This is a genomic window from Sphingomonas sp. R86521 (assembly GCF_042466235.1).
GTDB lineage: Bacteria > Pseudomonadota > Alphaproteobacteria > Sphingomonadales > Sphingomonadaceae > Sphingomonas.
Map to the genome: position 1 here is coordinate 709,729 of NZ_JAXHBY010000001.1, position 12,150 is coordinate 721,878.

6 protein-coding genes are annotated in these 12,150 nt (G+C 69.3%); 1 reads left to right on the forward strand and 5 read right to left on the reverse strand.

Annotated elements, in window-relative coordinates:
• Positions 1-2: 2 nt before the first annotated feature.
• Genes SJY20_RS03495 through SJY20_RS03515 form a run of 5 tightly spaced genes read right to left on the reverse strand, consistent with a single transcriptional unit; the run spans position 3 to position 11,158 of the window.
• The gene (locus SJY20_RS03495; RefSeq protein ID WP_380785214.1) at positions 3-2,300 is read right to left on the reverse strand and encodes a GH92 family glycosyl hydrolase; all 2,298 of its coding nucleotides are present in this window, start codon (positions 2,298-2,300) and stop codon (positions 3-5) included.
• Complete coding sequence (locus SJY20_RS03500) at positions 2,297-3,706, reverse strand: glycoside hydrolase family 125 protein (RefSeq protein WP_380788548.1); 1,410 nt, start codon at positions 3,704-3,706, stop codon at positions 2,297-2,299. Before SJY20_RS03500 ends, SJY20_RS03495 begins: the two co-directional genes overlap by 4 nt.
• 29 nt (positions 3,707-3,735) lie before the next feature.
• On the reverse strand, positions 3,736-6,285 hold the full coding sequence (locus tag SJY20_RS03505) for a glycoside hydrolase family 3 C-terminal domain-containing protein (RefSeq protein WP_380785215.1): 2,550 nt from the start codon (positions 6,283-6,285) through the stop codon (positions 3,736-3,738).
• Positions 6,282-8,852 carry a glycoside hydrolase family 2 protein gene (locus tag SJY20_RS03510; protein WP_380785216.1) on the reverse strand — a complete coding sequence of 857 codons (2,571 nt, stop codon included), beginning with the start codon at positions 8,850-8,852 and terminating at the stop codon, positions 6,282-6,284. Before SJY20_RS03510 ends, SJY20_RS03505 begins: the two co-directional genes overlap by 4 nt.
• Positions 8,852-11,158, reverse strand: a complete 2,307-nt coding sequence (locus SJY20_RS03515; RefSeq protein ID WP_380785217.1) for a beta-N-acetylhexosaminidase — start codon at positions 11,156-11,158, stop codon at positions 8,852-8,854. The genes SJY20_RS03510 and SJY20_RS03515 overlap by 1 nt, the downstream gene beginning before the upstream one ends.
• A 242-nt stretch (positions 11,159-11,400) precedes the next feature.
• On the opposite strand from SJY20_RS03515, the gene SJY20_RS03520 reads away from it, so the two are divergent.
• The gene (locus SJY20_RS03520; protein WP_380785218.1) at positions 11,401-12,138 is read left to right on the forward strand and encodes a GntR family transcriptional regulator; all 738 of its coding nucleotides are present in this window, start codon (positions 11,401-11,403) and stop codon (positions 12,136-12,138) included.
• The last annotated feature ends 12 nt before the right edge of the window (positions 12,139-12,150 follow it).

Below are 12,150 nucleotides of genomic sequence, written 5' to 3' on the forward strand. Positions count from 1 at the left end.
GATCACTCGGCAGGCTTGCCGAACGAGGGCGGCCGGTCCGCGGGCTTCGCGCCGAACGCCGGATTGGGGGTTGCCGACATCGTGAAGCGCAGCGTCCCGCCGCGGACCAGATCGGCATGCGCGATCCAGCTCCTGGTCCAGGGACGGCCGTTCCATTCCACCGCGGCGACATAGGGGGTGTCGGCGCGGTTGCCGGGCGCCTCGATCCGCAGCGTCTTGCCGCCCAGCCGGACCTTCGCCCGCGTGAACAGCGGCGACCCGAACACATAGACCGCCGCGACCGGATCGACCGGGTAGAAGCCGAGCGCGGACAGCACGAACCAAGCGCTCATCTGCCCGCAATCGTCGTTGCCGATGATCCCGTCGGGCGCGGCGTGGTACATCGTGTCGAGCAGCGTGCGGACCAGCCGCTGCGTCTTCCACGGCTGGCCGACATAGGCGTAGAGATACGGCACGTGCTGATCGGGCTCGTTGCCGTGCGCATATTGGCCGAGCAGCCCGGAGATGTCCGGCGGCGCATCCTTTGGCAGAGTCGATGGCGCCGCGAACAGCGCGTCGAGCCGGGTCGCGAACGTCGCGTCGCCGCCGAAATGCGCGATCTGGCCGTAGATGTCGTGCTGGTTGAGGAAGCTGGTCTGCCAGCCGTTCGCTTCGGTGAAGTCGCGGTAGCGCTTGGTATGGCCGAGCTGGATCGGGTCATAGGGCGTCAGCCAGCTGCCGTCGGCGAGTTTCGGCCGCGCAAAGCCGATCGCGGGGTCGAGGACGTTGCGGTAATTGCGGCTGCGCTCGCGCAACAGTTTGGCGTCGTCGGTCGCCTTGGCGCGATCGGCGAGATTCGCCATCGCCCAATCGTCATAGGCGTATTCCTGGGTCCGGCTGACCGATTCATCGATCTGGTCGGCGGGCAGGTAGCCGCGTGCGATATAGGTTGCGCGGCCGCGGCTGTTGGCGAGGTCGGGGCCGGACGGGTCGAACGCGCGCGCGCGGATCGCGGGCCAGGCCGCGGCATAATCGGCGTCGATGCCCTTCGCCGCGGCCTCTGCCATCACCGCGAGCGAATGCGCGCCGATCATCGTCCCGGTCTCGACGCCCTGGAGCGGCCAACAGGGTGGTCCGTAGGGGCTTTGCTGGGTCTGGCGGATCAGGTCGTGGACCAGCGATTTCGCGCGATCGGGTGCGACCAGCGTCAGCAGCGGGTGCAGCGCGCGATACGTGTCCCAGGTCGAATAGCTGCTGTACGCGGCCTCTCCGTTGGGGACGCTGTGGATCGCGCCGTCGAGCCCGAGGTAGCGGTTGTCGACATCCGAGAACAACGTCGGCGCCAGCATCGAATGGTACAGCGCGGTCGCGATGATGGTATGCGCGGCGTCGGTACCACCCTCGACCTCGATCGCGCGCAATGCGGTGGCCCAGCCGCGGACCGCCTGGCGTCGCGCGGTGTCGAAATCGGCGGACAGGGACGCCGCGAGGTTGGTGCGCGCGCCGGCGAGGTCGACCGCGGAGACCGCGGTGCGCACGACGATCGGCTTGGCGCCGGCATCGTCGTAATGCAGCACCGCACGCACCCGGTCGGCGCTGGCGATCGCGCCGTCGACCTGCTGCAGGCCGGTGTGGAGCGTGATGCGGTCGGGTTTCGGCGTCACCCGCAGCGCGAAATGGATGCGGCGGCCCTTGGCCCAGCGGAAGGTGCGGCGGCTGCCCCGGATGGTGCCGTCGGTGTCGAGTTCGATCAGCCCCTGGTCGATCAGCGGGCCTTCGCCGGGGCGGCTGTCGCGGTAGTTGCCGAGGTCGACCAGGATATGCCCGGGCCCCTTGGGGAAGGTGTGGCGCTGCCAGCCGACACGGGCTTCGGCGGTCAGTTCGGAGCGGACGCCGTTGCCGAGCGTGACCGCGTAATAGCCGGGCTCGGCGGTTTCCTGCGCGTAGGTCTGGCGATAGCCGCTGCCGGGGATGGCGGCGTCGCCGGGCAACAGGTGCACCGGTCCGCGTCCGGGGACGACCAGCACATCCATCATGTCGGCGATGCCGGTGCCCGACAGATGGGTATGCGAGAACCCCATCATCGACGGGTCGCCGCGGTGATAGCCCGAGCAGTTCGCCCAGTTCTCGGTATCGGTGTCCGGGCTGACCTGGACCATGCCGAACGGCACGGTGGCGCCGGGATAGGTATGGCCGTCGCCGCCGGTGCCGATCCACAGGTCGGCGCGCGATGCGGGGGCGCGGGCGGCGGCGGGCGGCGCGAGGCCGGCGACCGCGACGGCACCGGTCGAGGCGAGCAGGCTGCGGCGGGTCAGCCTCACAGCGATGCCGCCAGCAGCGACGGACGGGTGGCGGCGAGGTGGACGATCAGTTCGCCGAACAGCCCGTTGGCCCAGGCGAACCACGACCGGGTGAATTTCGCGGGATCGTCCTGGTCGACGGCTTCGTGGATGAAGCCGGTGTCGGCATCGGTGTCGCGGATCATCCGCAGGCACGCGCGGATCGTCGCGTCGTCGGAGGCCGACAGCGCGCGGATGATCAGCGACATAGGCCAGACCTGGCCGAGCCCGACATGCGGTCCGCCGATGCCCTCCGCCTTTGCGCCCTTGAAGAAATAGGGGTTGGCGTCGCTCCAGGCGGCGTCTGCGGTGCGGCGCCACAGCGGATCGGTCGGCGCGACGCACCCCATATAGGCGAGCGCGGAGAGCGACGGCACGTTGGCGTCGTCCATGAAGATCGCGTTGCCGAAGCCGTCGACCTCGTACGCCCAGACTTCGCGGCCGTCCCGGAGGCGCATGCGGCCGTGCGCGACCAAGGCGGCCTCGACTTCGGTGGCGAGCGCGGTGGCTTCGGTGGCGAGTGCGGTGTCGTGGGCGGCTTCGCTGGCGACGACGGCGAGTTCGCGCAAGGTCGTGACCGCGAACAGATTGGCGGGGATCAGATACGGATATTGGCACGCATCGTCGGAGGGGCGGAAGCCGCTCTGGATCAGGCCGTTGGCGCGCGCCGGATTGCCCCAGCCTTCGAGCGGCATCGTCTCGATGTTGCGGGTCGAGGCGCGCAGGAAACGATAGGGGCCGCGGCCGTCCTTGCGCTGTTGCTCGCGGTAGGTCGCGATGCTGAGGCGGGCTGCGGCGGCCCAGCGCGCGTCGAACGGCGCGGGGTCGCGGGTCGCCTGCCAATAGCCGTGCGCGAGGCGCATCGGATAGCAGAGCGAATCGATCTCCCATTTGCGCTCGGCGACGCCCGGCTTCATCTCGGTCTGGTCGTGCAGCGCCCAGCTGAGGTTGGTGCGCGCGGCGGGATCCTGCATGAACGCATTGGCGTAGGGATCGATCAGGATCGAGCGCGCCTGCCGCGCGATCAGCCCGCGGAATAGGGTGCGCAGTGCCGGGTCTTGTGCCGCCAGGTGCAAATAGGGGCGGACCTGCGCGGAGGAGTCGCGGAGCCACAGGCAGGGGATGTCGCCGGTGATGACGAACGCATCGGGCGCGCCGTCGATCGTCGACATCCGGACGGTGGTATCGAGCGTGTTCGGGTAGCAGTTGCCGAACATCCAGCGCAGTTTCGGGTCGCCGATCCGGGCCGAGACACGCGCGATCTCGCGCTCGACCGAGCGGCTGGTGAAGTTGCGGTCGGCGAGCGCGGGGCGCTTGCTGGGCAGCGAGGGGCGGGCGGCGAAGGCTGGGCTGCCGACGAGCGCGAGGCCGGCTGCGCCGCCGGCCATGACGGTACGGCGGTCCATGGTCGAGGCGGTCACTTGGGCAACTCCACCGTCGCGCCGGTGATCGTTAGGTCGCTCCACTGGCCCGCGCCGTCGCCAGGCTGACCGCCGCCGATATAGAGGCGGTAGGCGCCGGGGACGATCGTCCGCGTGCCGTCGCGCGCGACGCTGCTCATCGATCGCGGATCGATCGTGATCGGCACGGTGCGCGACTGGCCGGGTTTCAGCGCGACGCGGCCGAAGCCGACGAGCTGGCGCTGGAGGACGGGGGTGGTCGATCCGCCGGCCTTTGCGGGAGGCGCTACGAGGTAGGCCTGGACCACTTCCTCGCCGGCGCGGTTGCCCGCGTTCGAGAGCTTGGCGGTGACGGTGAGCGGTTGTCCGGCGGCGACGCTGAGCGCGGGCTTGGTCGCGGCGTAGGCGAAGCTGGTGTAGCTCAGGCCGTGGCCGAAGCTCCAGAGCGGCGTGCCGGTGAAGTAGCGATAGGTGCGCTCCTTCATGGTGTAGTCGGTGAACGCGGGCAGGTCGCCGGTGGTCTTGTAGAAGGTGACCGGCAGGCGGCCCGACGGGTTGTTGAGCCCGGCCAGCGTCTCGGCGATCGCGGTGCCGCCGGCTTGTCCCGGATACCAGGCGGCGAGGATCGCGTCGGCGGAGGTCGGGTCGACCGCGACGGCGCTGCCGCTGGTGAGGACGAGGACGATGGGCTTGCCGGTGGCCTTTAGCGCTTCGAGCAGGCGGACCTGTGCGAGCGGGAGGCCGATGTCGGTGCGGTCGCCGCCGACGAAGCCGGGGACGCTGACCGAGAGTGCTTCGCCTTCGAGATCGGGCGACAAGCCCATCACGGCGACCACGACATCGGCGTCGCGCGCGGTGGCGACGGCCTGGTCGAGCAGCGGCTGTGCGGGGGGACTCCAGAGCAGGCGGATGCCCTCGTCGTCGCTGCGGTGATCGAGTTCGAGGCGGAACGGGACGGGCTTGCCGTCGCTGGTCAACGTGACCTCGACGCGGCCCTTCTTGACCTCGCCGGCGGAGAGCTGGCGGTCGCCGATCCAGAGCCGGACCGCGTCGTGCGTCGCGCAGTCCTTCCAGCAGGCGGGGACGTCGACGACCAGCGGATAGGTGCCGGCGGCGGGGGGCGTGAAGGTCCCGGTCCAGCGGACGCCGAAGGTTTTGGCGAGGCCGGGGGCCGGGCTCGCGCGGTTGTGGTCGATGTCGATGTGGCGATCGGTGCGCGTGAGCGTCGGTGCGCCGACGCCGGCTTGTGCGGCGAAATATTCGGTCTTCAGGCCGCCCGCGAAGACGGTCTCGGGGACGGGCACGGCGGCACCGTCGGCGAGCAAGGAGCCCTGCGCGTACCGGACGTTGGCGGCCCCGAACTGCTTGCGGATGCCCTCCAGCGGGGTGACGGGGGCAACCGCGGTGCCGTGGTAATTGCCTTGCAGCACGCCGAGGTCGTCGGCGTCCGCGCCGATCACCGCGATCCGAACGCCGGGTTTCAGCGGCAGGCGGTTGGCGTCGTTCTTGAGCAGGACGATCGATTTCCGCGCGGCGTCGAGGGCGAGGGCTCGGTGCGCGGGGGTGTCGACCTGGTCGGTGCCGATGCTGCGCCACGGGTTGGCGGCGCCGAATACCGTGCCGAGCGCGCGGCGGGCTTCGAGCGAGCGGATCAGCGCGGTGTCGACCTCCGCTTCGGTGACGAGGCCCTGGCGGACCGCGGCGGGGAGGGCGGCGTAGGCGCTGCCGCAGTTGAGATCGGTGCCGCCCTTGATCGCGGCGGCGGCTGCGCCTGCGGCGTCGAGGCGGTAGTGGTGGTATAGGCTGATGTTCGACACCGCATCGCAGTCCGACACGGTGAAGCCCTTGAACCCCCAGTCGCGCCTGAGCCGGTCGATCATCAACGGTGCGGAGGCACAGGCGGGGACGCCGTGGATCGAGTTGTAGGCGCACATCAGCGACTGCGCCTTGCCCTCGGTGACGGCGAGCCGGAACGCGGGGAAGTAGGTCGCCTCCAGATCATAGGGACTGGGATCGACGTCGAAGCTGTCGCGCCCGGCCTCGGGGCCGCTGTGCACCGCGAAATGCTTGGGGGTGGCGACGACTTTCGGGTGGAGCGGGTCGGGGCCCTGGAGCCCGTGGATGAACGCGACGCCTAGGCGGCCGGTCAGATAGGGGTCCTCGCCATAGGTTTCCTGGCCGCGGCCCCAGCGTGGGTCGCGGAAGATGTTGATGTTGGGCGACCAGATCGTCAGCCCTTCGTAGATCCGGCGGTTCGCACCAACGTCCTGCGCGTTGAAGCGGGCGCGCGCCTCGGTCGCGACGACGTCGCCGATCTTCGCGACCAGCGCGGTATCCCAGGTCGCGGCCATGCCGATCGCCTGTGGGAAGACGGTGGCGTGGCCGTTGCGGGCGAGGCCGTGCAGCCCCTCGTTCCACCAGTCGTAGGCGGGCAGGCCAGCCTTCGGATCGGCGGGCGCGGTGCTTTGCAACTGCGCCGCCTTCTCCTCCAGCGACATTGCCGCGACGGCGGTGGTGACGGGATCTGCGACCGCGGGATCGGCGGCGGCGAGCAACAGCCAGATCATTTCGCCAGGGTCCTCAGGGTCAGGGCTTTGCGCAGCGTCGCGGCGGACGCCTTGGATGCGACGTGGACGGTGATGCTCTCGCCGGGCAGCAGGTCGAAGCCGTCGTCGGACGGCTGGGCCGCGACCGCGCCGAAATCGAGCATCACCGCGCGGGCGAGGCGTGTGGCGGTGACGGTCGCGTCGCTGCCCTGCCAGCGCACCGTTAGGCCGGGATCGGGATAGGCCATGTCCTTTGGCAACCCGCGCTCGACGATCGCGCGGCTGGTGACGGTGTCGCCGACCAGCAGCTCCGCGACACCGTAGCTGGAAGCCGGCGGTGCGTCGGCGAACAGCGCGGCGTCGGTGAGCGTCGCGGCCAGGGTCGACGACAGCGGCGGCAGCGTCGCGGCCGTGCTGGTGTCCTTCAGGACACGGCCGTCCATGTCGAACACGCGGAGGCGCCAGCGCGCATCGATCGGCGTGGTCGCATCGGACAGCAGCGAGATCCGCGTTACGCCGTCCTTGTGTTCGGCGACGATCGCTTGGGGTGCGAAGAAGCGGCGTGCGGCGTAGTTGAGCAGCTTCCAGCGACCGGCATGATCGATGCTGGCCCAGCTGATCGAGGGCCAGACGTCGTTGAGCTGCCAGAACAGCGACCCCATCGTCACCGGCCGGCAGGCGCGGTGGTGCAGCGCCGCGAGCCGGATCGCCTCGGCCTGGTTGACCTGCGTCAAATAGACGAGGTCCGCGAAATCGCGTGCCGGGCGCAACCGGTCGCGCAGGTACATCAGCAGGCGCTCATTGCCTTCGCCCGCCAGGAATTTCTGATGCGCCTTCAGCACCGGACTGTCGGCGGCGAGTGCGCCCTTGCCGGCGAACTCGCGGATGGTGGCTAGGTCGGGCATCGCCTGGAAGCCGTATTCGGACATGAAGCGCGGGCAGCTGTCGAGATAGCGCTCGACCGGCTTGGAGCCCGACCAGACGTCCCAGAAATGCCGGTCGCCATTGGCGTCGGTGTCGGTCGGCGCCTCGTAGTCGGCCGAGGGCGATCCCGGCCAATAGGGTACGCCGGGCGACCGCGTCGTCACCGCCTCACGCAACACACGATCGAACAGCACCGCCATGCCGGTGCCGACGCGTTCCTGCTCGTCCGGCCCGACCGCCTTCTTATACGCCTTGCGGTCGCCCCAGTTCTCCCAGCCCGACAACACTTCGTTGCCGCCGGCCCACAGCACGACCGAGGGATGCGACTGCAACCGGGTGACCTGTTCCTCCGCCTCGATCCGGACGTTGTCGCGGAACGCCGCGTCGGGCGGGGTGACCGAGCCGCCGAACATGAAGTCCTGCCAGATCATCAGCCCCATGCGATCGGCGAGGTCGTAGAACGCGTCGTCGAGATAATAGCCGCCGCCCCAGACGCGGATCATGTTCATGTTGGCGTCGCGCGCGCCCTGCAGGATGGTCTGCATATAGGTGCCGGTGACGCGGTTCGGGAACATGTCGAACGGGATCAGGTTCGCGCCCTTGGCAAAGATCGGCGTGCCGTTGACGCGGAAGCCGAACCCGCCGCCGTCGCGGATCAGCGCGACGGTGCGCAGGCCGATCGTGCGCGAGGCCGCATCGTCGCCGCCAAGCGCCGCGTCGACCCGGTAGAGCGGCTGCGCGCCGTAGCCGACCGGCTGCCAGCGTTGCGGGCGGGCGACCGTCAACGGCACCGTGACGAGGTTGCGGCCGGCCGCGAGCGTGACGTCGCGCTGGATCGTCTGCGGGGTGCCGTCGGGTCCGACCAGCGTCGCGCGGAAGGTGGTGCGGACGTCGGTGTCGGCGACCACGTCGAGCTTGGCGGTCAGTCGCGCTTCGGCGTCGCTCAGCGAATCCTGGTCGATGCGCAGGCTGTCGATGCGGGCATCGTCCCATGCCTCGATCCGCGCCGGCCGCCACAGCCCGATCCCGACGATGCGCGGGCCCCAGTCCCAGCCGTAATGGTATTTGGGCTTGCGGATATAGGGCGAGGTCTGGCGGCCCTTGGGCTCGTCGCCGAACGCGGAATCATATTCGCCGGGCAGCGACTTCTTTTCGGCGAGCACCATCGGCTGCAGCGTGCGGATCGGCGAGGCGATCGCGACCAGCAGTTCGTTGCGGCCGGGTTTCAGTGCGGACTTGGCGTCGATCCGCCAGCGGCGATGCGCGTTGTCGGTCCGCAGCAGGACGCGGCCGTTGACGCTGACGGTCGCGAAGGTGTCGAGCCCGTCGAACACCAGGTCGAGATGGCCGCGCGCGAGCATCGCCGGGGTGACGTCGAGCACGCGGCGATACTGCCAGCCGGTCAGCCCGACCCACTGGATCGCAGCCTCGTTGGTGCCCTGGTACGGATCGGAGACGCGCTTCGCCGCGATCAGATCCTCCTGGACCGATCCCGGCACCGTCGCCGCCAGCCATTTCGCCTCGCGCGCGTGCGCCGCGGTGGCGGCGCGATCGGCCGGGTCGATCCGGACCTGCCAGCCGGAATCGAGCGCGACGACGGTTTTCGGGGCGGCGAACGCGGGGCTTGCCAGCGCGATCAGCGGAAGCGCGAACCAGCGACGCATCAGCGTGTCTCCGTCAATTGCATGCGCTCGACCGCGTAGAACGGATCGGACGTCGGCGAGGTGAACTGCAGGCAGATGTCGCGATCACCGGTCAGCGCGGGCAGATCGCCCTTGAAGCGGAACTGCGTCGGCGCGGTGTTCGGATCGGGCAGCGGGAAGGTCGCGGCGACGATCGGCTTGGCGTCCTTCACGGTGCAGCCGACCAGCACGATCAGCTCGCCATGCGGGGTGACGTTGTAGTGCTGGCGGACCGCCTTGAAGTCGTGCGCGAGGCCGTAATGGCGTGGCAGCCGGGCGACGTCGATCGTGAAGCCCTTGGCGACGTCCATCGGCGCGGCCGGATAGGCGGTGCAGGTGTCGAACAGATTGACGTTGAACACCGGCGCGTTGGCCTGCGCCTCCGAGGTCAGCGGGACGCGCAGCCCAAGCGACCCCTTCGGACAGGCGATCATCTCGGACGCGGTCCGCTGCAACAGCGCCTGGCGGCCGGTGTCGAACAGGCGGGGTGCGGCGACCGGGAGGCCGGCGGTATCGAATGCGGCGGCGCGGATCGAGACGCCGGTCTTCACCGCGAGCGGCGCGGCATAGGCAGGCGACTTCGCCGTCGGGGTCGACCCGTCGAGCGTGTAGCGGATCGTGCCGTACGGTGCCTGCGTCGCCAGCGTCACGCTGGTGCGGTTGGTGCGCAGCGCGTCGCCGCGTGTGCCGCCGAGCGTGTAGTTGACCGCGAACGCGCTGTCCGCGACCTCGACGCCCGAACGGCGCCAGCGCCGGATCTGCGGCTGAATGCGGTCGATAAAGCCGGGGAAATCGCGCTTGGCCTTGGCGGACCAGGTGATCTCCGCGATCGCCGCGGCGCGCGGGAACAGCAGATGCTGCATCTGATAGGGGGTGACGATGTATTCAGCCCAGGCATTGCCCTGCGCGCCGAGCACATGGTGCGCCTTGTCCGCGGCGATGCCTGCCGGCATCGGCTCGTAGCTGTAGACGTCCTTGAGCGTCGAGATCGACAGGCGGCCCGGCGGCTCGTCGCTGCGGTCGCTCTGCAGGCTGTCGAGATAGAGCGTCGGGGCCGGCGTCAGGACGACGTCGTGGTTGGCGTTGGCGGCATCGACCGCGCCTTTTTCGCCGCGCCACGACATCACCGACGCGGACGGCGGCAGGCCTCCCTCGAGGATTTCGTCCCAGCCGATCAGGCGACGGCCCTTGCTCGCCAGATATTCGCCGAACTGATCGACCATCCAGCTCTGCAGGCCGTTCTCGTCCTTGAGGCCGAGCGCCTTGATCTGTGCCTGGACCTGCGGGCTGCGCTCCCACTGGTCCTTGACCGCTTCGTCGCCGCCGAGGTGGATATAGCTGCCGGGGAACACCGCCATGACCTCGTCGAGCACCGCCTTGACGAAGGCGATGCCCTTGGCGTTCGGGTTGAACAGATAGGGGTTCACGCCCCATTCGTTGCTGACCTGCGGCACGTCGCCGATCACGCCGAGGTCGGGATAGGCGGCGACCAGCGCCTGGGCGTGGCCGGGGACGTTGATCTCGGGGACGATCACGATGCCGCGCTCATGCGCATAGGCGACCAGTTTGCGGAGTTCGTCCTGGGTGTAGAAGCCGCCGACGCGCGGGCCGGGCGCGCCGCCGGTCGATGGCGGGGTGCGCCAGCCGCCGATGCTGGTGAGCTTCGGATAGGCTTTCACCTCGAACCGCCAGCCCTGGTCGTCGGTCAGATGAAGGTGCAGCGTGTTGAGCTTTACCGACGCCATCTGGTCGACGATCGCGTACAGCGACGGCATCGACTGGAAGTGCCGCGCGGTGTCGACCATCAGCCCGCGCCAGCCGAAGCGGGGGGCGTCGACGATCGTCATCGCGGGGACGCGGGCGGGCTGGCCGAAGCGGTCGTCGGGGCTGGTCAGCTGCGCTAGCGACATCGCGCCGTACAGCAGTCCGGCGTCTCCGGATGCAGCGATGGTCACGCCGGTCTGGGCGACGGTCAGGCGATAGGCTTCCGTGCCCTTGATGGCGGCGTCGCGCACGAAGCGGATCGTTCCGCTGCTAGCGGTGCGCAGCGTGAGACCGCGTTCGGTGAGAACATGCGCGGAAAGCAGGCGGGCGGCTGCCGTGGCGCCTGCGTCGCCCGATGGGACCGCGATCGTGGTCCCGCTGGCGATGGCGAAGCTGCCGATGCCGGGGGTCACGGCGGAAGGGGCGGGAACGAGTGGGAGGCGGTCGCCGGTCTGCGCGTCGGCGATCGAGGCGCCCGCCGTGCAGGCCATCGTGACGGCGATCGCCAGGCGCGCCGCATCCATCAAACTATCCCGCACGGTCACGTCCCCTGTCTCTGATCGTTGCCCACAAACGTAACCAATATAGGTCCACGCACAACCGGTTTTTGGTTTCGCCCTTGATCGATGGCTTGGCGAATTGGCATTAACTAAGTACCAATCTAGGGTAAATGTCACCTTGGTTGCCCGCTGCCCCCGCATTGGATAGGCTCGATCCTATCATGGGGAGGGTCGTTCGTGGAGGGCGACCGGTTGGGGGAGTGACAATGGCGTTTTCCGACGAGATCGGACGTTTTCGGGCGGACAATCCGTCGCCGCTGTATCTCCAGCTGCAGGACCTGATCCGCAACGCGATCGGCGAGGCGATCCTGGTCCAGGGCAACGCGATCCCGGCGGAGCGCGACCTGGCGATCGAGTACGACGTGTCGCGGATCACGGTGCGCAAGGCGATCGGCGGACTGGTCGAGGAAGGCCTGCTGACCCGACGCCGCGGCGCAGGCACGTTCGTCGCGGGCCGCGTCGAGAAGAGCTTCTCGAAACTGTCGTCGTTCAGCGAGGACATGGCGGCGCGCGGGCGTTCGCCGAGCAGCAGCTGGATCTCGCGCTCGGCAGGGCAGGTCAATCCCGAGGAGGCGATGGCGCTGGGGCTTTCGCCGGGCGCGCCGGTGTTCCGTTTCAACCGCATCCGCTTTGCCGACGACGAGGCGATGGCGCTCGAATTCTCGACCATCGCGGGCTATTGCCTGCCCTCGGTCGGCGTGGTCGAGGACTCGCTCTATGCCGCGCTGGAGAAGGCCGGGAGCCGACCGGTGCGCGCGCTGCAGCGGCTGCGTGCGGTGCCGTTCGGTGGCGAGCATGCGCGGATGCTGGGCGTCGATGCGGGGCATGCCGGGCTGCTGATCGAGCGCCGCGGGTTCCTGCGCGATGGCCGCCCCGCGGAGTTCACGCGGTCCTATTACCGCGGCGACGCCTATGACTTCGTCGCCGAACTCGCCGATATCTAACCGGGATTGCCT